A 22,156-nucleotide genomic window follows, 5' to 3' on the forward strand; every position below is an offset into this window, starting at 1 on the left:
CGGACCATGACGCGATTCCTCATCCGCCGGCTGCTGTCCGCCGCGCTCACCCTGTTCGCGGTGAGCGTGCTCAGCTTCCTGATGTTCTTCGCGCTTCCCCGCGACCCGGTCACCGGCATGTGCCCGAAGAACTGCAACCCGGAGCGGCTGGAGCGGGTCCGCCAGGAACTGGGCCTGCGTGATCCGCTGATCAGCCAGTACGCCGGCTACATGAAGGGCATCTTCACCGGCCGGGACCTGGGCAGCGCCCAGGGCGGCCGGTGCGACGCCCCCTGCCTCGGCTGGTCGTACGTGTCGAACGAGGCGGTCTCGGACACCATCGCCCGGGTGCTGCCGGTGACGCTGAGCATCGTCATCCCGGCAGCGATCCTGTGGCTGCTGCTCGGCGTCGGCCTGGGCATGCTCTCGGCGCTGCGCCGGGGGAGCTGGCTGGACCGGGCGGCGATCGGCTTCTCGCTCACCGGCGCCTCGTTGCAGCTCTACTTCGTCGGCGCGGTGCTGCTCATCGTCTTCGTCTACAACCTGCGCCTGCTGCCGGTACCGAGCTACACCTCGTTGTTCGACAACCCGCTGAAATGGACGAGCGGGCTGGTGCTGGCCTGGGTGGCGCTGGCATTCCTCTTCTCCGCGATCTACGCGCGACTGTCGCGGGCGCAGATGCTGGAGACACTGTCGGAGGACTTCGTCCGGACCGCGCGGGCGAAGGGCCTGGCCAAACGCAAGGTGTACGGCCGGCACGCGCTGCGCGCCGCGATCACGCCGGTGGTGACGATCGCCGGTCTGGACGTGGGTGGGGCGCTGGGCGGCACGGTGATCACCGAGACGACATTCGGTCTGAACGGGATGGGGCGTACCGCTGTCGACGCGGTCCGTGCGGGCGACCTGCCGACCATCATGGCGACCGTGTTGATCGCGGCGGTCTTCGTGGTGCTGGCGAACGTGGTGGTGGACCTGCTCTACGCGGTGATAGACCCGCGGGTGCGGCTCGGTTGAACCGCGACGAAATTTATCGACAACTGTTACCCAACTCGTAGCTTTTCTTCTTTACGATCCTCGGGACGTCGGCGGGAGCGCTCGGCGAACGGGTGGAGGAGGTAGGACATGCGACCACGCGCAGCGGCCGCCGCTGGCGGCGCCATCGCACTGGTTGTGGCACTCGGTGCCTGCTCGGAGAACACGGGCGAAGGCACCACTGTGGACACCAACCGGCAGCAGACCGGGGTCATCGCGACCGACCCCAAGGACTCGCAGGGGCCGGCCGCCGAGATCGACGGCGCGGCCAAGGGCGGGACGTTCACCATCATCCGGGAGACCCCCATCTCCCACCTGGACCCGCAGCGGACGTACTCGTTCGCCGGCCTGATGGCCAGCCCGCTCTTCGCCCGCTACCTGACCACCTGGAAGGACGACGGCAAGGGTGGCCTGGTCCTGGTGGGTGACCTGGCCGAGAACCCGGGCAAGAACGTCGACAACGACTGCAAGGTCTGGGAATTCACCATCAAGGACGGGGTGAAGTTCGAGGACGGCAGCCCGATCACCTCCAAGGAGATCGCGTACGGCATCGCCCGCTCCTTCGACCCGGACCTCACCGGCGGCCCCACCTACATCCAGGAGTGGCTGGCCGACACCGCGCAGTACGACACCAAGTGGGACTTCAAGCAGAACAAGACGTCGCTGCCGCCGGGCCTGACCACGCCGGACGCCAAGACGCTGCGCTTCGAGTTCGCCAAGCCGCGCTGCGACCTGCCGTTCGCGGTCTCGCTGCCCACCACGGCGCCGCTCAAGCCGGAGAAGGACACCGGGGTCAACCTGGACCAGAAGCCGTTCTCGTCCGGCCCGTACAAGATCGCCAAGAACCAGGTCGGGGTCCAGCTCACGCTGGACCGCAACCCGAACTGGGACGCGAAGACCGACCCGGTGCGGCACCAGTACCCGGACCAGTTCGTCTGGAGCTTCGGCCCGACCGCCGACGCTGCCAACAACCGGGTGATCGCGGACAACGGTGCCGACCAGAGCGCGCTGGCGTTCAACTCGGTGCCGGCCTCGCTCGTGGCCAAGGTCGCCGGTGACCCGGCGCTGAAGCCCCGCACGCTGCTGTCCCCCACCCCGAGCGCCAACCAGCTCGTGATCAACACCCAGCGGGTCAAGGACCTGAAGATCCGTCAGGCGCTCAACTACGCGATCGACCGTGAGGGCCTGGTCAAGGCGCTCGGCGGCCAGACCGTCGCGCAGCCGATCACCACGCTGATGCCGCCGTCGACCATCGGCTACAAGGCGTACGACGCGTACCCGGCGGGCGCCAACGGCAACGTGGAGAAGGCCAAGGAGCTGCTCGGCGGCCAGACCCCCGAGCTGGTCCTCGGCGTCGCCGACAACACGACCGAGCAGGCGGAGGCGGTCCAGCTCAAGGGCAACCTGGAGCGCGCCGGCTTCAAGATCACGGTCCGGAACATCCCGGACGACGCGAAGCTGGACGAGATCAAGAAGAAGGACAACCCCTGGGACCTGTACATCGGCAACTGGGCGGCGGACTGGCCCAGCGGCGCGTCGATCCTGCCGGTGCTCTACGACGGCCGGACCATCAAGGCCGAGGGCAACAGCAACCAGTCGTACTTCAACGACGACGCGATCAACGCCGAGATGGACCGGATCCTGGCGCTGCCGCCGTCCGAGCAGGGCCCGGAGTGGGGCAAGCTCGACGAGCGGATCATGAAGGAGCACGCGCCTGTGGTGCCGCTCTACGTGGACGTGGCGTACAACGTGCACGGGTCCAGAGCGGGCGGAGTGTTCATCTCCTCCGTGTTCGGCTACCCGAACTTCGTCAACGCGTACGTCAAGCAGTAGCCGTCGTGGAAGGAAGGGCCCCTTGTTAACGCCGCGCGTTAACAAGGGGCCCTTCCTCTACCGCAGGCGTTAAAAGGGGGCCCTTCCTTACAAGTAGCGGCGGAGGAAGTCCAGCTCCAGGCGGAGCAGGCGCTCGGACACCCCGCCGGCGGCCAGGTGGCTCGCGCCGGTGAGCGGCAGCACCGCGTGCGGGCGGCCCGTCGCCAGCAGCGCCGCCGACAGCCGCAGCGTGTGCGCGGCGAGCACGTTGTCGTCGGCCAGTCCGTGCACCAGCAGCATCGGCCGGGCCTGCGCCGGGTCGCCCAGCGGCTCGGCGGCCAGCTCGACCAGCGAATGGTGTGCGTACACGTCCATCCCGTCGTCCGGCATGCCCAGGTAACGCTCGCTGTACGCGGTGTCGTACAGCGCCCAGTCGGTGACCGGCGCGCCGACGATCGCGCACGTGAACAACTCCGGGTGGCGCAGCACCGCGAGCCCGGCCAGCCAGCCGCCGAACGACCAGCCGCGCACCGCCACCCGTTCCAGGTCCAGATCCGGGTGCTTGTCGGCGAGTGCGGTGAGCGCGTCCACCTGGTCGGTGAGGATCACGTCCGCTACCCGGCGGTGGATCGCCTTCTCGAACGACGGCGCGATGCCCGGGGTGCCCCGGTTGTCGATGGTGACCACCGCGAAGCCCTGCTCGGCCCACCACTGCCGTTCCAGCCAGACGCTGCGGGCCGCCACCACCTCCTGGTGGCCGGGGCCGCCGTAGATGTCAAGCAGCACCGGCAGCCGGGTGCCCTTGACGTGTTCGGCCGGGTAGAGCACCGCGCTGGGCAGCCGCCGGTCGGTCACCCGGACCATCGTCGGCCGCGGCGCGTACGAGCAGGTGGCGGCGAACGAACGCAGCTCACCCACCTCACGGTCGCCGTGCCACACCCGCCAGCGGACCCCGGCGTGCTCCAGCGACGCGATGCCCACCGCCAGCGTGGACCCACCGATCGAGGCCGTGTGCCAGCCCGGATCGCTGCCCATCCGGCGGGCGTCCATGCCGCCGCCGATCGTGGTCCGCACCCGGTAGAGGTGACGCTGGCTCGGTTCGCCCTCGCTCGCCTCCACCAGCAGGTCCGCCGGCGCGTTCGGGCCGTTCGGCAGCCGCCCGACGACCCGCCGCACGTACAGCGACGGCGGCGTGAGCAGCGTGCCGTCGGCGAACAGGCAGCGGGCGTCGTACCCGTCGTGGGCCAGCTCGCCGCCGACCAGCACCCGTCCGTCGGGCAGGTGCGCCGGGGTGCCGGGGATCGGCTCCACCCAGCGCGGGTCGGCCAGCTCGGCGTGCACCTGCGTCTCACCGGTACGCGGGTCGACCGCCAGTACCAGGCCGTGCTGCTGCGAGCGGCGCAGCACGGTGATGAGCGGTCCGCCCTCGGCCCAGTCCACCGAACTCAGGTACGGGTAGGTCTCCCGGTCCCAGTGCACGTCGACCCAGCCGCCGTCGAGGTCGAGCAGGTGCAGGCTGACCTCCGCGTTCGGCCCGCCCGCCACGGGGTACGCGAGCGACGTCGGCGGGGTCGCCGGGTCGGCCGGGTCGTGCAGGTACCAGCGTTCCAGGCGGGACTCGTCGACCCGGGCCGCCAGTACGCTGCGCCCGTCCGGCGCCCACCAGTACCCCCGGTAGCGGTGGAACTCCTCCGCGGCGACGTGTTCGGCCAGCCCCCAGGTGACGCCGCTGTCCTCCCCGGCGAGCAGATTGTCGGTACCGTCCGGCTCCACCACCCGCAACTGGCCCCGGCGCACCCCCTCGGCGGCGTCGGTGACGTACGCCAGCCGCTCCCCGGCCGGGTCGGGTCGCGGGTCGATCACCGGTCCGACGGCCGTCACCTCGACCACGTCGCCGTGCACCAGGTCGGCCCGGAACAGCCGCCCGGCCAGCGCGAACGCGGCGACCCGTCCGGCCGAGTCCAGCGCGTACGAGCCGATGCCGCCGGAGCTGAGCCGCAACCGCTCGCGCAGTGCCCGCTCGCCGGGGGCGAGGCGGGCCGGTTCGGCGTCCGTGCCCAGCAGCACCGCCGGGTCCGCGACCAGTCGTTCCTCGCCGCTGTCGACGTCGAGCAGCCAGAGCGCGTCGGCCGGGTCCTCCGGTCCCGCGGAACGCAGGAAGATCACCCGGGCGCCGTCGCCCGCGACGGTGACGGCGCGCGGCGCCCCGTGGCTGAACCGACGGGTACGGGCGGCCAGCTCGGGAAAGTCCACGCCTGCAGCGTAGGCGGGCGCCGGAGGTGATGTGGCCGACCTGGGCGGACGCATCACCGTCGAGCGGGCAGGACCGCCGGTTAGAGTGACGGGCGTGACGACCCTGCCCGATCGGCGACTTCTGCTGGTCCACGCGCATCCCGACGACGAGTCGATCGGCACCGGCGCGACGATGGCGCACTACGCCGCCACCGGTGCCCACGTCACGCTCGTCACCTGCACCCTGGGCGAGGAGGGCGAGATCCACGTCCCGGCGCTGGCCGGGCTCTGCGCGGCCGAGGCGGACCAGCTCGGCGGCTACCGGATCGGGGAGCTGACGGCGGCCTGTGCCGCGCTCGGCGTCACCGACCACCGGTTCCTCGGCGGCGCGGGCCGGTACCGCGACTCCGGCATGATGGGCCTGGCCACGAACGAGCACCCGCGGGCGTTCTGGCAGGCCGACCTGGACGAGGCCGCCGCTTACCTGGTGGACGTCATCCGTGAGGTCCGCCCCCAGGTGCTCGTCACCTACGACCCGGACGGCTTCTACGGCCACCCCGACCACATCCAGGCGCACCGGGTGGCGATGCGGGCGGTGGAACTGGCCGCGGACGAGGGGATCGCCCCGGCGAAGGTCTACTGGACGGCCATGCCGCGCAGCGTGCTCGACGCGGGTCTGGAGACGTTCACCGAGTCCTCGGACAACCCGTTCGCCGGCATCGAGAGCGCCGACGAGCTGCCGTTCGGCACGCCGGACGCGGAGATCGCCGCCCGGATCGACGCCACCGACCAGTACGCCGCCAAGGAGGCGGCGATGCGCGCCCACGCCACGCAGATCCCGGCGAACTCCTGGCTGTACTCGATCGCCGGCAACTTCGGCGGCGAGTTCATGGGCGTCGAGTACTTCACGCTCGCCGTCGGCGACAAGGGGCCGGGCGCCGGCCCGTACGGCTGGGAGGGCGACCTCTTCGCCGGGATCGCCGTGGACGGCGCGCAGCGGTCTCCGGTCGCGGCGGCCGGTCTCCGGTGACGTTGCCGGCCGTACCCGTGTCGACCCTTCCCGAGCAGCCGCCGACGGCCGCGACGCCGAGCCCGGCGGAGCGGGCGCTCGACCGCGCGTTGCGGGTGGCCGGCGGTGTCGTGACGGTCTGGGCCGGCGTCCTGCTCGCGTTGCTCGAACTGATCTTCGCGACCTGGGCCTGGAACATCGTGCAGGGCCTCTCCGGCGTGGCGCAGGCGCTGGTCGGGATCGGCTCGGTGGCCGTCGGGGTCGCCGCCGTGGTGGCGTCGACTGTGCTGCTGGGCTCGTACGCGCGCCGGTCGACCGGTGGCCGCTGGGCGATCGTGCTGGCCGCGCTGCCGTGGTTCGTGGTGATCGTGGCGGGTGGTGTCCGTACCGTCGAGGGTGATCTCGCACTGGTCGGCGACAACGTGCTGGGCCTGGCGCTGATCGTGGCCGGCGCGATCACGTTCGCGGTGGTGGGCTTCCGGCAACTGGTGACGCCGCCGCCTGTCCGCTGAGGTGCTGACGGCGCACCGGCAGCGGTGGTAGACATTCCTGCCAGAGGGCCCGCCGAGGGAGCGGGCGGTACGGCGGGAGGCGTGCGATGGGTCAGCGGTGGCGTGCGGTGGGTGTGCTGGCAGCCGCGTTGTTCGGGGTGAACGTGGTGGCCCGGCTGGTGATCAAACTCGCGTTCCCGGACGACGACACCGCGACCGGCCGTGTCTCGCTCGCCATGTTCCTGGTCATCGGACTGATCCTGGCCGGCACCGCGTTCCGGTGGGGCGCCGACCGGCCGCTGGACCGCTGGGCCGGTGACCTGGCCGCCGCGGTCGCGGTCGCGCTGGCGCTCACCGTGTTCGTCGGCCCGCTGCTGGTCGGGGAGAACCCGTTCGGCGGCGGCGCGGGCCTCTTCTTCGCCCAGATCTGGCTCTACCTCGCGGCCAGCGCGGCGGGCGTGCTGGTCGGCTACCTGATCCTGACCGCACTGGGCCGGGACTACCGGTCCCGCCAGCTCAAGCGCTACGCCGAGATGAAGCGCACCCGGCCCCGCAAGATCGTCCGGCGCTGACCGTCCGCCGCTCAGGCCGTCGGGGCGACCCGGGTCAGGTAGGTGTGGTGGGTGGTGAAGCCGAGCCGCCGGTAGAGCGTCACAGCGCCGGTGTTGCTCTGTTCCACCTGGAGGAACGCGCGGGCGGCGCCCTCGTCCGCACCCCAGTCGGCCAGGGCGCGGACGACGGCAGTGGCGAATCCCCGCCGCCGCGCCTCGGGCAGCACTTCGAGCAGGCCGAGGCCGAGCCAGCGGCCCCCGCCGGTCACCGTCCCCCGGCCGATGGCGAGCAACCGGCCGTCGACGCGCAGCTCCGCGAAGCGGACCCGGTCGACGGCGGTGAGCACGTGCCGTGCGGCGTCCGGCAGGCCGCCCTTGCGGCCGGCGCAGATGGCCAGCCAGTCGTCGGTGGGCGTGCCGGTCAGAGTCACCGGCGGCGTCCCGGCGGGTGATGCCGGCGGCTGGGGGTCAGCGGCCGCCGGCATCGCGACGCGCCCGGGGTGCACGTCGGCGGGGACGGTCTCCGGCGGCGCGGTCAGGGTGCGCAGCGGGACGGTCTGCACCAGTACCGGAGGCCGGGACGTCCAGCCGCGGGCGTCCAGCTCCGCCCCGACCGGTGCGGCCAGCGGCAGCGGGGTGTTCACCAGGGCGGACCCGCCGCGCTCGGCGTACCAGCGCTGCACCGCGTCGAGCGCGGCGGGCAGCGGGCGGTCCGGGTCGCCGGCGGGTAACGCGCTGTTCGCCCGCCCGGTCCAGCCGTCGGCCCAGCGCAGCAGCCAGTCGCCGAGCCGTCCGCGTACCGGTGCGGGCCACGCCTCGTCGGCGGCCAGCTCCAGCGCGACCACGGCGGCGGCGGTGGGCCGGCGGGCCGGCGGCACCCGCTTGGCCCGATGCACCTCGGCCACCGGTACGCGCAGCGGCCCGGCGTCGGTGGACAGGGTGATGTGGGTCTCGCTCAGCTCCACGAGTTCGCCGAGCGCGTCGGAGAACAGCGTGCGGCCCTCTCGAATCCCCACAATCCGGCGGACCACGATCCGGTGTCCCACGTCCTGCTGTCGGAGCACGATCGACCCCCTCCCCGGCGAGATACTAGGCTCTTACCGTTGCGGTTGATCGCGACGAGTCTTGCGGAGGAGAAGACCGGTGACCTACATCATCGCCGAGCCGTGCGTGGATGTGCTCGACAAGGCATGCATCGAGGAGTGCCCGGTCGACTGCATCTACGAGGGCAACCGGATGCTCTACATCCACCCCGACGAGTGCGTCGACTGTGGTGCCTGCGAGCCGGTCTGCCCGGTGGAAGCGATCTTCTACGAGGACGACGTCCCGGAGCAGTGGAAGGATTACACCGGGGCCAACTACGAGTTCTTCGAGGACCTGGGCTCGCCCGGTGGCGCCTCGAAGATCGGCAAGGTGGAGAAGGACGCCACCTTCGTCGCCGCGCAGCCGCCGCGCGGCGAGGGCCACTGAACCGGCACTCGCCGGTCTCGGCACGGCTGCCCGACTTCACCTGGGACACCCTGGACGCCGCGGCCGCGACGGCCGCGGCGCACCCGGACGGTCTCATCAACCTGTCGATGGGCACGCCGGTCGACCCGGTGCCAGACCTGATCCGGCAGGCCCTGGCCGACGCGTCCGACGCACCGGGCTACCCGCTGACCGCCGGTACGCCCGCCCTGCGGGACGCGATCGCGGCCTGGGTCGCGCGGGCCTGCGGCGCGGGCGTCGACGGCCTGGGCGTGCTGCCGACGATCGGCTCCAAGGAGCTGGTGGCCTGGCTGCCCACGCTGCTCGGGCTCGGCCCCGGTGACGTGGTGGTGGTGCCGTCGGTGGCCTACCCGACCTACGAGGACGGGGCCCGGCTGGCCGGCGCGACGACGGTACGCACCGACTCGCTGACCGCCCTGGGCCCGGATCCCCGGGTCCGCCTGGTCTGGGTCAACTCGCCGGGTAACCCGACCGGCCGCGTGCTGCCCGCCGCCCACCTGCGCAAGGTGGTCGAGTGGGCGCGCGAGCGCGGCGCGGTGGTCGCCAGCGACGAGTGCTACCTGCCGCTGGGCTGGGACGCCGAGCCCGTCTCGGTGCTCTCGCCCGAGGTGTGCGGCGGCTCGTACGACGGCGTGCTGGCGGTGCACTCGCTGTCCAAGCGCTCCAACCTGGCCGGCTACCGGGCCGGGTTCGTCGCCGGTGACCCGGCGCTGGTGGCCGAGCTGCTCAAGATCCGCAAGCACGCGGGACTTATCGTGCCGGCCCCGGTGCAGGCCGCCATGGTGGCCGCGCTCGGCGACCAGGAGCACGCCGACGCCCAGCGGGAGCGCTACCGGGTCCGGCGGGAGAAGCTGCGGGAGGCGTTCACCGCCGCGGGTTTCACAGTCGAGCACTCGGAGGCCGGGCTCTACCTGTGGCTCACCCGGGGCGAGGACTGCTGGGAGACCGTGGACCGGCTGGCCCGCCGCGGCATCCTGGTGGCCGCCGGTGTCTTCTACGGACCGGCCGGTGCCCGGCACGTCCGGGTGGCCCTCACCGAGTCCGACGAGCACGTGGACGCGGTGGCCGGGCGGCTCGCCGGGGCCTGACGTGGCGGGCGGGCTGGCGCGGGCGGCGGTGGTCGGCACCGGACTGATCGGCGGTTCGGTGCTGCTGCGGCTGCGCGACGCCGGGCTCGACGTCGCCGGCTGGGATCCCGATCCGGTGGCCCGCCGGCAGATACGCGACCGGGGCGTCGACGCGCCCGACACGGTCGAGGAGGCGGTCACCGGCCGGGACGTGGTGTTCCTCTGCGGCCCGCTGCCCACGCTGCCGACGACACTGGCCCGGGTCGCCGCCGTGACCGACGAGGCCTGCGTGCTCACCGACGTGGGCAGCGTCAAGGCCGAGGTGAGCACCGCCGCCACCGTGCAAGGGCTCGGGCACCGTTTCGTGCCGGGCCACCCGATGGCCGGCGCGGACCGCGCCGGAGCGGGCGCGGCCAGCCCGGACCTGCTCGACGGCGCCGCCTGGGTGCTCTGTCCGGGGCCGACCGGCCTGGGTGCGTTCCGGCGGCTGGCGATGCTGCTGGTGGACGTCTTCCACGCCCGGGTGGTGCCCATGTCCGCCCCGGAGCACGACGGCGCCGCCGCGCTCGCCTCGCACGTGCCGCACGTGCTGGCGGGCGCGCTGGCCGGCACCGTGCACCGCTCGGCGCTGCGGGACGCGGTGCTGACGCTCGCCGCCGGTAGCTTCTCCGACGGCACCCGGGTCGCCGGCGGGCCACCCGAGCGGACCGCGAACATGCTGCTCGGCAACCGGGACCGCGTACTGGCCGAGCTGGACGCGCTCGGCGCGTTCCTGGACGAGCTGACCGAGGCGCTGCGCGGTGGTGACGCCGGTGCCCTGGCCGACCGGTTCGCCGAGGGGCGGGACGTCCGCTCCACGCTGCGGGCCCGTACGTTCACCGCGCACCGGCGGGAGTTCCCGGCGGCCGCCGACCACGCGGGCGAGCTGGCGTACCTGCGGGAGCTGGGCACGGCGGGCGGCCACCTGAGCGAGGTCCGGGAGACGGCCGGCGCGGTCACCTACACGGGACACCTCCCGGCCACCCCGCCGTTAGGCTGAGCGGCATGGCGGACGCACCGGTCGTGGCGGTACGCGGTGAGGCGTACCGGGAGACGGCTCCCGAGCTGGCCCGGTTCACGGTGACGGCGGTGGCGCGCGACCGGGACCGGGAGACCACGCTGACCCGGCTGGCCGAACGCGCCGCCGCGGTGCGCGCGCTGCTGGACGCGGCCGAGCCCGCGGTGGAGCGCCGGGAGACCGGCCAGGTCCACGTCCGGCCGGTGACGAAGCGCTCCGGCGACCGGGTGGTCGCCTACCAGGGCAGCCTGAGCACCACCGTGACGACCACCGACTTCACCGCGCTCGGTGACCTGATGCTCCGCCTGGCCGACCAGGATCAGGTCGAGGTGGCCGGGCCGGTGTGGTCGCTGCGGCCGGACAGCCCGGCGTACCGGGAGGTGCGGCAGGCGGCGATCGCCGACGCGCTGGTCCGGGCCCGGGAGTACGCCGAGGCGCTCGGCGCGCGGGTGATCGCGTTGCGCGAGCTGTCCGACACCGGGATGAGCGCCGGCCCGCCGATGCTGGTCAAGGCGGCGTACGCGCGGTCCGGCGAGCCGGAGCCGGAGCTGGAGCTGGACCCGGCACCGCAGCCGGTGCACGCGGCGGTCGAGGCGCGGTTCACCATCAGCGAGCCGGTGCTGGGCTGATGCCACCGGCGGAGGTGCTCGCGCTCGACGAGCTGATCGCCCGGGCCCGTGCGCTGGCCGGGGACGGCCCGCGGCAACTGCTCGGCATCGCCGGGGCGCCGGGGGCGGGCAAGTCGACGCTGGCGGAACGGATCGTGGCCGCGCTCGGCCCGTCCGCCCGGCTGGTCCCGATGGACGGGTTCCACCTGGCCGGGCCGGCACTGGCGCGGCTCGGCCTGGCCGGGCGCAAGGGCGCGCCGGACACGTTCGACGTCAACGGCTTCGTCTCCATGCTGCGCCGGTTGCGCCGCCTGGAGCCGACGTCGGTGTGGGCGCCGGAGTTCCGCCGCGACCTGGAGGAGCCGGTCGCCGGGTCGATCGAGGTGCCGCCCGAGGTGCGCCTGGTGGTCACCGAGGGCAACTACCTGCTGCTGCGGGACGACCCGTGGGAGGAGGTGCGCACGCTCGTACACCAGGTCTGGTTCCTCGACCTGGACGCGGAGCTGCGGCTGCGCCGGCTCACCGCCCGGCACGAGGCGTACGGGAAGTCGCCGGAGCAGGCCCGCGCCTGGGCGCTGGGCAGCGACGAGGAGAACGCCCGGCTGGTCGCCGGCACGGCCGGGCACGCCGACCTGGTGGTACGCCTGGCCGACCCGCCGCAGGCGGCCTGACCGGTCAGCCGGTCCGCTGCCGGGGTGAGGGCACGGTGCGGCGCAGCAGCCGGGCCACCACCGACCGCTCCCGGGTGAACTCCGTCGCCTCCGGGTAGCCGCTGTGGCTGCGGATGGGCGGGTCGGCCACCTCGCCGCCGGACGGGTGCAGCGCCTCCGGGTCGGCCACCGGCACGTCCCGCTGACCGGCGCTGACCTGCCAGCCCAGCGGGTCGGTGTCCCGCCAGAAGTTCGTCCAGGCCACGTGCCCGCCGGGCCAGGTCAGCGCGCCGGCGAGCGCCCGCAGCCGTTCCGGTCCGAAGTAGGACGGGAAGACCCGCCCGTAGAGCCGGGTGAGCTGGCAGCCGTAGGAGAAGAACCAGGTCCGCAGCCGCCACCGGCGGGGAAGTTGCAGCAGCACCGCGGCGCAGATGACGGTGCCCTGGCTGTGCCCGGAGAGGATGACGCCGTCCATCCGGGCGCTGTGGTGCGGCGGCAGCGCCAGCAGTCCCGCGACCCGGGTCTGGAGTTCCGGTACGGCGCGTTCGGCGTAGCTGGGCGGCGCGAGCGGATGCGCGGCCCGGGGCCAGAACGTGCACACGTCCCAGACCACCCCGACCGAGCGGCGTACCGAGTCGGTGCGGTAGACGAGCAGCCCGAGCGCCGCCATCACCACCGGCAGCCAGCCGAGGACGGTGTCGCCGCGCTCGGCGGTCCAGTGGATGGCGGTCTGCCAGCCGGACGGGGACAGCGGGCTGGGCCGCTCGCCGGACAGCGCGGCGGCGCAGCAGAGCGTGACCAGGATCGCGCAGAACGCGGCGTAGCAGCCGAGGAGCCGTACCGCGTGCTCGCCGACCAGCCGGTGCAGCGCGCGGTAGGTGCTGACGTCGCGGCAGCGCCGCAGGTCGTGGGCGGACAGGCCGGGTGTGGCGGCGAGCCGGGCGTACTCGACGCGGCGCAGCCGGTGCAGCAGGACGACGGCCCGGATCAGCAGCACGATCAGCGCGGCCAGGCCGATCGCGCAGGCCAGCCCGGCCCAGAAGACGGCCAGCGGCGGCACGACCCGGCTCGGGCCGCTCGGTTCGGCGGACGCGTCGAGCCGGTCGCTGACCCAGTAGAGCAGCCCGGCGCAGTACGCCACCGCCATCATCCAGCCGAATCCGGCGATGACCGCCGGGGCGCAGCCGCGCCAGGCGAGATCGGTGTACGCGCCGAGCGGCTGGGTCGGCACCGTCGCCCGCAGGCGGGGCAGGAACAGTCCGGCGGCGGCCAGCGCGACGGCCGGGCCGACGAGCATCCAGGTGCGCAGCGCGTCCGGCGCGGCGGGCAGCGCGGGCAGGCCGCGTTCGATCCAGGCCGCGCCGAGCGGCAGCAGCAGCATCCCGGCGGCGGGTCCGGTCAGTGCCCGGCGGCCGGAGCGGTTCGCCGCGGCGATGGCGAGCAGCAACAGCACCTGGTACGCGACGAGCCAGGCGATCGCGGTGTCGTACCCGGGCAGGGACCGGTCGGCGTGACAGCCGCCGGTGTCCGGCCCGGCCACGCACCCGTCCGGCGGCCGGTACGTCGACAGCGGCTGCCCGGCCGCCCCGTCGGGAAGCAGCAGCAGGAGGAACGCCCCGGCCAGTCCGAGGGCGGTGAGCGTCGCGACCGCCACGCTCCACCGGCCGAGTGGGGTGGCGCCCTGCCGCCGGCTCAGCCACGGCCGGGCGACCGCGACCACGGCGATCACCACCACGGCGGCGAGAAGCGCCACTGTGGGCCAGGCGACGGCGGCCCGTATCCCGCTCGGCGGGTCCATGACCAGCACCGCGGCGACCGGTACGGCTGCGGCGCTGACCGCGCCGGTGCACAGGTGCAGCACGGCGGCCCGGCGCAGTTGTCCCTCGCCGTGCCAGAACGTGGGGTCCTGCAACGGGTTCTGCGAGGGTTCAGGCGGGTTCGGGTGCCCGTCCGGTTCCCCGTCCTCCCGGGCCGGCGCGTGGTGGTGCGGGTCGGCGGGCATCTGCGCCTCGTACTGGTAGGTGCGGAAGGCGACGAGCCCGATCGCGGCCAGCACGAGCAGCGGCAGCAGCAGCCCGAGCGCGAGCGCCCGGGTGTCCGCGCGCCACCAGGAGTCGCCGAGGAACTCCCACGGGCCGGGCAGTTGGCTGAGGCAGGCCGCCTCCACGCACTGCCAGCCGACCAGGTCCACTCCGACGCCGGTCACGGTGACGACGAGCGTGCAGGTCAGGCTCAGGCAGAACAGGCGGATCAGCCAGGCGGTGATGCCGGACCGGCTGACCCAGCGTTCCTGGTCCGGGTCGGGCGGGATGCCGGCGCGGGCGTGCAGCGCGACGTTCGCGAGCGCGAACGGGAGCATCAGCGTCCACAGCGCCCGTTCCACGTCCCGCCGGGTCCGCGCGCCGGAGGTCAACTGCCCCCAGCTGTACGCCTCGACCGTGATCGGGTCGTCCCGGCCGGCGGTGCTGGACCGGTAGAAGCCGGTCACCTGACCACCGGCGACGAGCGCTGGTTGCGCACCGTCACCGTTGACGGCGGCGGTCAGGCCGAGCAGCTGATCCGGCGGAGTGTTGGAGACGCCGTGCACCCGCAGTTCGAGGACCCGTTCCATTGTGCCTCCCGGTGAACGCTCTACTACCCAGAGTGCGCGAAGGGCCGGGAATTCGCATCCGCTGGAGCGATTGTTCTCGCAGCTCAGGCGGCTATGTCAGAGTCCTGATTGGGCGAGCGGGATTACCCACCGCCACCACATTGGCCGGTAGGTCACGGGTGACCACAGCACCGGCGCCGACCACCGTGTTCTCGCCGATGGTCACCCCGGCCAGCACGATCACGCCTCCGCCGAGCCAGACATTGTCACCGATGGTGATCGGCTGGGCCGACTCCCACTTGGCTCGGCGCGCCTCCGGCTCCACCGGATGGGTGGCGGTGAGCAGTTGCACGTTCGGCCCGATCTGGACGTCCGCGCCGATGGTGATGCGGGCGACGTCGAGGAGGACCGCGTTGAAGTTGACGAAGGTGCGCGGGCCGATGTGCGTGTGCGAGCCGTAGTCGCAGTACAGCGGCGGCCGGACCCAGGCGTCCTCGCCGAGCGAACCGAGCAGTTCACGCAGCGCCGCGAGGCGGCCGGGAGGGTCGTCGGCGGAGCTGCGGTTGAAGCGTTCGCCGAGCCGGGCCGCGCGCTGCAGGTCGGCGATGATCGCGGGGTCGTCGGCGATGTACTGCTCGCCGGCCAGCATCCGGTCCTTCATGGAGGTCATCGCTCGATCGTCCCGGCCCGCCCGGGAGTGGGGTGGTGGTTCCGTCGGATCGGCGACTTCCTGTTGCATACCTGGTATGCAATCCTGATATCCGCGTCGATGTGTCTCTCATCGATGAAACGCCTGACGAAGGAGGAAGGTTGCTCCGGAACCGCAGAAAGCTGACGGCGGTCGGCCTCGGCCTGGCGCTGGCGCTCGGCCTGCCGGTGCCCGCGCCGGCCGCCGCGCCCACCGGCCCGTCCGCGCCCACCGGCCCGTCCGCCCAGACCGGCGCCGGTCCGGTCACCGTCACCCTGATCACCGGCGACCGGGTCACCGTCGCCCCCGGCGGTCGTGCCGCGGTACGCCCCGGCACCGGCCGTGCCGGCATCCAGTTCCTGGTCGGGCGGGAGCGTGACCGGCTCACCGTGCTGCCCCAGGACGCGCTCCCGCTGGTCCGCGCCGGCAGACTCGACCGGCGGCTGTTCGACGTGACCGGGCTGATCGAGGCCGGGTACGACGACGCGCGCCGCGGCACCGTACCACTGCTCGTGACGTACCGGCCGGGAGCAGCCCGGCGGGCGACGGCCCCGCTCGCCGGCGCGCGGGTGACCCGCGACCTGCCGGCGATCGCCGGCGCGGCTGTCGTCGCCGACAAGGGTGACACCGGCGCGCTCTGGAAAGCGGTGAGCGCGGACCGCTCCGGTGCCCGGCTCGACGCGGCGGGGGGTGTCGACCGGATCTGGCTCGACGGCCGGCGGCGGCTGACACTCGACCACAGCGTGCCGCAGATCGGAGCGCCGACCGCGTGGGCCGCCGGCTGGACCGGTAAGGGCGTGCGGGTCGCGGTGCTCGACACCGGCGTCGACCTCACCCACCCGGACCTGGCCGGCAAGGTCGCCCAGTCGCGCAACTTCACCGAGGAGGCGGACCCGGACGACATCGTCGGCCACGGCACGCACGTGGCCTCCACGATCGCCGGCACCGGCGCCGCCTCCGGTGGGAAGTACCGGGGCGTGGCGCCGGACGCCACGCTGCTGTCCGGGAAGGTGTGCGAGGTCTTTGGCTGCACCGACTCGGCCATCCTGGCCGGCATGCAGTGGGCCGCGGCGGAGCAGCGGGCCACCGTGGTCAACATGAGCCTCGGCGGCGGCGACACCCCGGAGGTGGACCCGCTGGAGGAGGCGATCGGGACGCTCACCGAGCAGTACGGGACGCTGTTCGTGATCTCCGCCGGCAACGACGGCGCGGACGGTTCCGTCGGCTCGCCGGCCACCGCCGACGCAGCCCTCGCGGTCGGCGCGGTGGACCGGAACGACGAACTCGCCGACTTCTCCAGCCGCGGACCCCGCGCCGGCGACGGGGCGATCAAGCCGGACATCACCGCGCCGGGTGTGGAGATCGTGGCCGCGCGGGCCGCGAACGGCCAGATCGGCGACCCGGTGGGGGACCGGTACGCCTCGCTGTCCGGCACGTCGATGTCCGCCCCGCACGTGGCCGGCGCGGTCGCGCTGCTCGCCCAGCAGCACCCCGGCTGGACGCCGGCCCGCTACAAGGCGACGCTCATGGCGTCGGCGAAGCCGCACCCGGAGCAGACCGCGTTCCAGCAGGGCGCGGGCCGGGTCGACGTGGCCCGTGCGATCACCCAGCAGGTGACGAGCGAACCGGCGTCCGTCTCGTTCGGCCTCGCGACCTGGCCGCACACCGACGACCAGCCGATCAGCCGGACGGTCACCTACCGCAACGGCGGGAACGCCCCGCTCACGCTGGACCTGAGCACCCGGTTCACCGGACCGGGCGGACGGACCGCACCGGCCGGCATGCTCACCCTCAGCACCTCCCGGCTCACCGTCCCGGCGGGCGGCACCGCCCCGGTGACGGTCGTGGTGGACACCCGGCTCGGCGCCGACGGCTACTGGACCGGCCGCCTGGTCGCCCGCGCCGGCGACGCGGTGGCGGTGACCCCGCTCGCGGTCGACCGCGAGGTGGAGAGCTACGACCTCACGGTGACGCACCGCGACCGCTCCGGCGCACTGACCGGCGGCTACTACACCAGCCTGCTGGGGCTCGACGACGTCAGCTACCGCGACGTGTACGACGCCGACGGCGAGGCCCGCATCCGCGTACCGAAGGGCCGGTACGGCGTGCAGAGCCTGATCTTCGTGGACGGTGACCAGGGCTGGTCGGAGGTCTCCTTCCTGGCCCAGCCGGAACTGGTGGTGACCGGGAACCAGCGGCTCACGCTGGACGCCCGGCGGGCGAAGCCGATCCGTACCACGGTGCCGCAGCGTGGCGCGGCGCCACTGCTGATCGACCTCTCCGCCGCCTGGGGATTCGGTGACTACTACAACACCTTCGGGCTCTGGACCGACAGGTTCGAAGGTCTCCACTCCGCCCAGCTCGGCCGCACGGTCTCGGACAAGCTGTTCGTCGGTTCGCTCGCCAGCCAGTGGGCCGAGCCGACAGCGCCCGAGCGCAGCCCGTACTTCTACGGCCTGAACGAGCTGTTCCCGGGCCGGTTCCCGACCGGCTTCGTCCGGCACTACCGGCCGGCCGACCTGGCCACCGTCGCGAACCGGTTCGCGGCCGGCTACACCGGGATGGACACCGAACTGGTCGTGTACGCGGAGCCCGACTACAACATGGGCGGCTCGGCGATCGTCCTGCCCGTCCGGGTGCCGGGCAAACGGATCCACCACCTCAGCACCACCCGGACCCGCTGGAGCGCCGAACTGTCCTTCGGCGAGCGGGACGAGCAGGGGTGGCTCCAGCCGCGGGCGGTGCTGGGGTCGGTGCCCATTCGCTACCGGGCCGGGCACACCTACCGCGACGAGTGGAACAAGGCCCCGTTCGGCCCGTCGTTCCCGCAGCCGCGGTGGCCGGAGGAGGGCATCACCCGTATCGGCGACACCTTCGTGGTCTTGCTGCCGGTGCACAGCGACGCGGCCGGGCACCCGGGCGGCTCGCTCAACGACACCGAGCAGACCCGGCTCTACCGCAACGGCAAGCTGGTCGGTGAGTCGCCCTACCCGGGCTACGGCGAGTTCACGGTGCCGCCGGGGACGGCGAACTACCGGCTGGAGAGGAGCGCGACGCGCGGCTTCACCGACCTGAGCACCGAGGTCTCGGCGACGTGGACGTTCCGCTCCAAGCGCGTGCCGGGCGACGTGCCGGCCCGGCTCCCGGCCATGGCGGTCCGGTTCACGCCGCCGCTGGCGGTGGACAGCTCCGCCCCGGCGGGCCGGACGTTCACCGTGCCGGTGACGGTGCAGCGCCAGCCCGGCGCACCGTCCGGCCGGGTCGTGGCGCTCACCGTCGACGTCTCCTACGACGGCGGCAAGACCTGGCGCAAGGCGGCATTGAAGAAGCAGGGCGGGGGGTGGACGGCCACCGTCCGGCACCCGGCCGGCCCGGGGTACGCGTCGCTGCGGGCCACCGCCCGTGACGACGCCGGCAACACCGTGACCCAGCGGATCATCCAGGCGTACCGCCTGCGGTGAGCCGGCCCGTCCGGGTCCGCGCGGCCGTCGCCGTCGCGGACCCGGTCGGGGGTACGGCTCAGTCGTTCGCGTGCAGCGCGGCGTTGAGCGCGATGCCCTGGCCGGTGCGGGGCTTCGCCTCCAGCGCGCCGGTCACCGAGTTGCGCCAGAACAGCAGCCCGTCGACGCCGGACAGCTCGCGGGCCTTGACCGTCCGGCCGTCCGGCAGCGTCACCTTGGAGCCGGCGGTGACGTAGCAGCCCGCCTCGACCACGCAGTCGTCGCCGAGCGAGATGCCGATGCCGGCGTTCGCGCCGACCAGGCTGCGCTCACCGATGCGCACCTTCTCCGTGCCACCGCCGGAGAGCGTCCCCATGATCGAGGCGCCCGCGCCGACGTCGGAGCCGTCGCCGACCACCACGCCCTGCACGATCCGGCCCTCGACCATCGAGGTGCCCAGCGTGCCGGCGTTGAAGTTGCAGAAGCCCTCGTGCATCACAGTGGTGCCGGACGACAGGTACGCGCCGAGCCGGACCCGGTCCGCGTCCGCGATCCGCACGCCCGACGGCACCACGTAGTCGGTCATCCGGGGGAACTTGTCCACCCCGTACACGGACAGGTGGCGCCCGGCGGCCCGCTCGATGACGCGCAGCTCGTCCACCCGTTCCGGCGGGCACGGCCCGGCCGATGTCCAGGCGACGTTGGCCAGCTTGCCGAAGATGCCGTCGAGGTTCACCTCGTTGGGCCGCACCAGGCGGTGGGAGAGCAGGTGCAACCGCAGGTACGCGTCGGAGGCGTCCTTGATCGGGTCGTCCAGCGAGCCGATCACGGTGGTCACCTCGACCGTGCGCAGGCCGGGCAGCGCCCGTTCGCCGATCGCGCCCGGAGGCAGGTCGAGCACGTCGGCCCGGTCCTCGCCGGGCACCAGCGGCAGCTCGCCCAGACCCAGCTTGCCGGTCGGGTACCAGGTGTCGAGCACCTGGTCCTGAGCGGTGACGGTGGCCAGGCCGATGCCCCAGGCGGATGGTGCGGACGTCACGGTGTCACCCTTCTCCTCCGGCGGCGGCGTCCGCCGCTGCCCGCGTCCGGGGGCGCGGCACGTGTTCATCGCGCCCACCGAGGTTGACGGTACCGTGCGAGACATGCAGAACCCGTTGACCCCCGAGGTCCTGGCCGATCCGGTGGCGCTGACCCGCGCCCTGGTCGACATCGAGTCGGTATCCCTCAACGAGAAGGCCATCGCCGACTGCGTCGAGGAGGTGCTGCGCGGAGTGCCGCACCTGACCACCTACCGGCACTCGAACACCGTCATGGCCCGCACCGACCTGGGCCGGGCGCAGCGCGTGGTGCTCGCCGGCCACCTGGACACCGTTCCGCTCAACGGCAACTTCCCCTCGACCATGCGCGGCGACCTGATGTACGGCTGCGGCACCTCCGACATGAAGTCCGGTGTCGCCTTCGCGCTGCACCTGGCGGTGACGCTGCCCGACCCGCGCTACGACGTCACGTACTTCTTCTACGAGGCCGAGGAGATCGAGTCGAGGTACAACGGCCTCACCCTGGTCGCGCAGAGCCACCCCGAGTGGCTGGAGGCCGACTTCGCGGTGCTGCTGGAGCCGACGTACGGGATCGTCGAGGCGGGCTGCCAGGGCACCATGCGGGCGGTGGTCACCACGCACGGCGAGCGGGCCCACGCGGCGCGCTCCTGGCACGGCGTGAACGCCATCCACGGCGCGAGCGAGGTGCTGCGGCGGCTGACCACGTACGAGGCCCGCCGGGTGACCATCGAGGGCTGCGACTACCGCGAGGGTCTCAACGCGGTCCGGATCACCGGCGGGGTCGCCGGCAACGTCGTCCCCGACCGCTGCGAGATCGAGATCAACTACCGGTACGCCCCGGACCGCGACCCGGCGGGCGCCGAGGCGCACCTGCGCGAGGTCTTCGCCGGCTTCGATCTGGAGGTCACCGACGCGGCGGCCGGTGCGCCGCCCGGACTGGAGAGCCCGGCGGCGCAGGAGTTCCTGGCGGCGGTCGGTGCCGCACCGATCGGCAAGCTGGGCTGGACGGACGTGGCGCGGTTCGCGGCCATGGGCATTCCGGCGCTGAACTTCGGCCCCGGTGACCCGAACCTGGCGCACCACAAGGACGAGCACGTCGAGCTGACCAAGATCCGGGACGGCGCGGCGACGCTGCACCGCTGGCTGGCCCCGGCCTGACGCGTTGCGATCGCGGGGCCCGCGCCCGCCTCGCGGGCCCCGGGATCGTCAGACGGTCGTCGTCAGGGGTGCGTCCGCCTCGCCGGTCTCGGCGGTCAGGTCGGACCGGTGGGTCTCCATCATCCGGGCGCGGCGGCGCTCGGCCACCACGTCGCGGATCCGCCGCTGCATCTGACGGCGAATCCGGATCATCTCGCTGTTACTGATCAACGCTGGCTCCTCCCCCGAAGGCGCGTCGCCCGGGGTATACCGGGTATGTGAATAGTAAGACGTACGTGCGACCGATTTAGTTGCCCGGATCCAAAGATTTCTCCGGCTTCCGGGCCTGCGCGCCGCGCCGGAGCCCCTCTACTACGGTGACCCCATGGGCGAGAGCAGGGAAATGCCTGCCGGGGACGGCCGGCGGGAGGAGCGGAACCGGGGGGAGCGTCACCGCGGCGCGGTGACGTTGCGCAATCGGGCGATTCCGACGAGTACGGCGGATCAGCGGCTGCTCGACTCCCGGGGCCGCAGCGACTGGAAGACCAAGGACGCCTGGCGCGCGCTGCGGATCCTCTCCGAGTTCGTCGAGGGCTTCGACACCCTCGCCGACCTGCCCCCGGCGGTGAGCGTCTTCGGCTCCGCCCGGAGCAAGCCGGACAGCCCGGAGTGCCGGATGGCCGAGGAACTGGGCGGCGCCCTCGCCCGCGCCGGTTACGCCGTGATCACCGGCGGTGGCCCCGGCGTGATGGAGGCCGCCAACCGGGGCGCCGGTGAGGCCGGCGGCCTCTCCGTCGGGCTCGGTATCGAGCTGCCGTTCGAGCAGGGCCTCAACGACTGGGTCGACCTGGCAATCGACTTCCGCTACTTCTTCGCCCGCAAGACCATGTTCGTCAAGTACGCCCAGGCGTTCGTGGTGCTGCCCGGCGGCTTCGGCACCCTGGACGAGCTGTTCGAGGCGCTCACCCTGGTGCAGACCGGCAAGGTGACCCGCTTCCCGGTCGTGCTGATGGGCACCGGCTACTGGCACGGGCTGCTCGACTGGCTGCGCGGCACGATGGCCGCCGAGGGCAAGATCGGCCCGGCCGATCTGGACCTGATCTGCCTCACCGACGACGTCAACGAGGCGGTCCGGCACATCGTGGAGGCCGAGGCCGTACTCTCCGCCGAGCAGGAGGCGGTCCGCGAGGAGGCGGTCGCCCGGGTGGCCGCCGACCAGCGCGCCGCCGCCGACGCCGCCCCCGACGGCCCGGCGGGACGGAGCTGA

General features: G+C 73.2%; 19 protein-coding genes. 13 read left to right on the forward strand and 6 right to left on the reverse strand.

Translation table 11 applies throughout. The features are described from left to right. Positions 1-6 precede the first annotated feature (6 nt). Entirely contained in the window at positions 7-993 is a 987-nt protein-coding gene (locus tag C569_RS0105025) for an ABC transporter permease (protein ID WP_018784707.1), read from the forward strand. A 108-nt stretch (positions 994-1,101) separates the two neighbouring features. Continuing rightward, positions 1,102-2,844 (forward strand): ABC transporter substrate-binding protein, encoded by a 1,743-nt coding sequence (locus C569_RS0105030; protein ID WP_026267708.1) that lies wholly within the window; start codon positions 1,102-1,104, stop codon positions 2,842-2,844. An 87-nt stretch (positions 2,845-2,931) separates the two neighbouring features. Here the strand turns inward: C569_RS0105030 and C569_RS0105035 are convergent, their stop codons facing one another. Continuing rightward, on the reverse strand, positions 2,932-5,076 hold the full coding sequence (locus C569_RS0105035; protein WP_018784709.1) for a prolyl oligopeptidase family serine peptidase: 2,145 nt from the start codon (positions 5,074-5,076) through the stop codon (positions 2,932-2,934). An 85-nt stretch (positions 5,077-5,161) separates the two neighbouring features. Here C569_RS0105035 and mshB point away from each other — a divergent pair, with 85 nt between their 5' ends. The 3 genes from mshB (at position 5,162) to C569_RS0105050 (ending at position 7,127) form a co-directional block, all read left to right on the forward strand. Further along, positions 5,162-6,085, forward strand: a complete 924-nt coding sequence (mshB, locus tag C569_RS0105040; RefSeq protein ID WP_026267709.1) for an N-acetyl-1-D-myo-inositol-2-amino-2-deoxy-alpha-D-glucopyranoside deacetylase — start codon at positions 5,162-5,164, stop codon at positions 6,083-6,085. 17 nt (positions 6,086-6,102) lie between these two features. Further along, complete coding sequence (locus C569_RS0105045) at positions 6,103-6,576, forward strand: hypothetical protein (protein WP_018784711.1); 474 nt, start codon at positions 6,103-6,105, stop codon at positions 6,574-6,576. A gap of 86 nt (positions 6,577-6,662) precedes the next feature. Then, positions 6,663-7,127 (forward strand): hypothetical protein, encoded by a 465-nt coding sequence (locus C569_RS0105050; protein ID WP_026267711.1) that lies wholly within the window; start codon positions 6,663-6,665, stop codon positions 7,125-7,127. A gap of 11 nt (positions 7,128-7,138) precedes the next feature. Here C569_RS0105050 and C569_RS0105055 read toward each other — a convergent pair whose 3' ends face one another. Then, a complete protein-coding gene (locus tag C569_RS0105055; RefSeq protein ID WP_018784713.1) occupies positions 7,139-8,170 on the reverse strand; it encodes a GNAT family N-acetyltransferase in 1,032 nt (343 codons plus the stop codon). A gap of 79 nt (positions 8,171-8,249) precedes the next feature. Here C569_RS0105055 and fdxA point away from each other — a divergent pair, with 79 nt between their 5' ends. From fdxA to C569_RS0105080, 5 genes are read left to right on the forward strand one after another with little or no spacing between them, the layout of a single operon-like run. Continuing rightward, entirely contained in the window at positions 8,250-8,576 is a 327-nt protein-coding gene (gene fdxA / locus C569_RS0105060) for a ferredoxin (protein ID WP_007464872.1), read from the forward strand. Then, positions 8,573-9,682 carry a succinyldiaminopimelate transaminase gene (dapC, locus tag C569_RS0105065; RefSeq protein ID WP_036345218.1) on the forward strand — a complete coding sequence of 370 codons (1,110 nt, stop codon included), beginning with the start codon at positions 8,573-8,575 and terminating at the stop codon, positions 9,680-9,682. The genes fdxA and dapC overlap by 4 nt, the downstream gene beginning before the upstream one ends. Position 9,683: 1 nt before the next feature. Continuing rightward, positions 9,684-10,700, forward strand: a complete 1,017-nt coding sequence (locus C569_RS0105070; RefSeq protein ID WP_018784715.1) for a prephenate dehydrogenase/arogenate dehydrogenase family protein — start codon at positions 9,684-9,686, stop codon at positions 10,698-10,700. Positions 10,701-10,705: 5 nt separating this feature from the next. Beyond that, positions 10,706-11,347 (forward strand): SIMPL domain-containing protein, encoded by a 642-nt coding sequence (locus C569_RS0105075; protein WP_018784716.1) that lies wholly within the window; start codon positions 10,706-10,708, stop codon positions 11,345-11,347. Then, positions 11,347-11,997, forward strand: a complete 651-nt coding sequence (locus C569_RS0105080; RefSeq protein ID WP_018784717.1) for a nucleoside/nucleotide kinase family protein — start codon at positions 11,347-11,349, stop codon at positions 11,995-11,997. Before C569_RS0105075 ends, C569_RS0105080 begins: the two co-directional genes overlap by 1 nt. Before the next feature lie 4 nt (positions 11,998-12,001). Here C569_RS0105080 and C569_RS0105085 read toward each other — a convergent pair whose 3' ends face one another. Then, on the reverse strand, positions 12,002-14,587 hold the full coding sequence (locus tag C569_RS0105085) for a hypothetical protein (protein ID WP_018784718.1): 2,586 nt from the start codon (positions 14,585-14,587) through the stop codon (positions 12,002-12,004). Positions 14,588-14,678: 91 nt separating this feature from the next. Beyond that, positions 14,679-15,236, reverse strand: a complete 558-nt coding sequence (locus C569_RS0105090; RefSeq protein ID WP_018784719.1) for a sugar O-acetyltransferase — start codon at positions 15,234-15,236, stop codon at positions 14,679-14,681. Between the two features lie 140 nt (positions 15,237-15,376). Here C569_RS0105090 and C569_RS0105095 point away from each other — a divergent pair, with 140 nt between their 5' ends. Further along, the gene (locus C569_RS0105095) at positions 15,377-18,715 is read left to right on the forward strand and encodes a S8 family serine peptidase (RefSeq protein ID WP_018784720.1); all 3,339 of its coding nucleotides are present in this window, start codon (positions 15,377-15,379) and stop codon (positions 18,713-18,715) included. A gap of 58 nt (positions 18,716-18,773) precedes the next feature. Here C569_RS0105095 and dapD read toward each other — a convergent pair whose 3' ends face one another. After that, the gene (gene dapD / locus C569_RS0105100) at positions 18,774-19,733 is read right to left on the reverse strand and encodes a 2,3,4,5-tetrahydropyridine-2,6-dicarboxylate N-succinyltransferase (RefSeq protein WP_026267713.1); all 960 of its coding nucleotides are present in this window, start codon (positions 19,731-19,733) and stop codon (positions 18,774-18,776) included. Between the two features lie 103 nt (positions 19,734-19,836). Here dapD and dapE point away from each other — a divergent pair, with 103 nt between their 5' ends. After that, positions 19,837-20,910: a succinyl-diaminopimelate desuccinylase gene (gene dapE / locus C569_RS0105105; protein ID WP_018784722.1), complete on the forward strand. Its 1,074-nt coding sequence runs from the start codon at positions 19,837-19,839 to the stop codon at positions 20,908-20,910. A gap of 48 nt (positions 20,911-20,958) precedes the next feature. Here dapE and C569_RS33600 read toward each other — a convergent pair whose 3' ends face one another. Beyond that, positions 20,959-21,120 carry a hypothetical protein gene (locus C569_RS33600; RefSeq protein ID WP_167361468.1) on the reverse strand — a complete coding sequence of 54 codons (162 nt, stop codon included), beginning with the start codon at positions 21,118-21,120 and terminating at the stop codon, positions 20,959-20,961. A gap of 154 nt (positions 21,121-21,274) precedes the next feature. On the opposite strand from C569_RS33600, the gene C569_RS0105115 reads away from it, so the two are divergent. Beyond that, complete coding sequence (locus tag C569_RS0105115) at positions 21,275-22,156, forward strand: TIGR00730 family Rossman fold protein (protein WP_196806676.1); 882 nt, start codon at positions 21,275-21,277, stop codon at positions 22,154-22,156.

Source organism: Micromonospora sp. CNB394, from assembly GCF_000374985.1.
GTDB lineage: Bacteria > Actinomycetota > Actinomycetes > Mycobacteriales > Micromonosporaceae > Micromonospora > Micromonospora marina.

What these genes read in the sequence shown, in the direction of transcription:
- C569_RS0105025 (WP_018784707.1), top strand. Translation starts at nt 7, where the DNA reads ATGACGCGATTCCTCATCCGCCGGCTGCTGTCCGCCGCGCTCACCCTG.
- C569_RS0105115 (WP_196806676.1), top strand. Translation starts at nt 21,275, where the DNA reads ATGGGCGAGAGCAGGGAAATGCCTGCCGGGGACGGCCGGCGGGAGGAG.
- C569_RS0105085 (WP_018784718.1), bottom strand. Translation starts at nt 14,587, where the DNA reads ATGGAACGGGTCCTCGAACTGCGGGTGCACGGCGTCTCCAACACTCCG.
- dapE (WP_018784722.1), top strand. Translation starts at nt 19,837, where the DNA reads ATGCAGAACCCGTTGACCCCCGAGGTCCTGGCCGATCCGGTGGCGCTG.
- C569_RS0105075 (WP_018784716.1), top strand. Translation starts at nt 10,706, where the DNA reads ATGGCGGACGCACCGGTCGTGGCGGTACGCGGTGAGGCGTACCGGGAG.
- C569_RS0105090 (WP_018784719.1), bottom strand. Translation starts at nt 15,236, where the DNA reads ATGACCTCCATGAAGGACCGGATGCTGGCCGGCGAGCAGTACATCGCC.
- C569_RS0105050 (WP_026267711.1), top strand. Translation starts at nt 6,663, where the DNA reads ATGGGTCAGCGGTGGCGTGCGGTGGGTGTGCTGGCAGCCGCGTTGTTC.
- C569_RS0105080 (WP_018784717.1), top strand. Translation starts at nt 11,347, where the DNA reads ATGCCACCGGCGGAGGTGCTCGCGCTCGACGAGCTGATCGCCCGGGCC.
- C569_RS0105030 (WP_026267708.1), top strand. Translation starts at nt 1,102, where the DNA reads ATGCGACCACGCGCAGCGGCCGCCGCTGGCGGCGCCATCGCACTGGTT.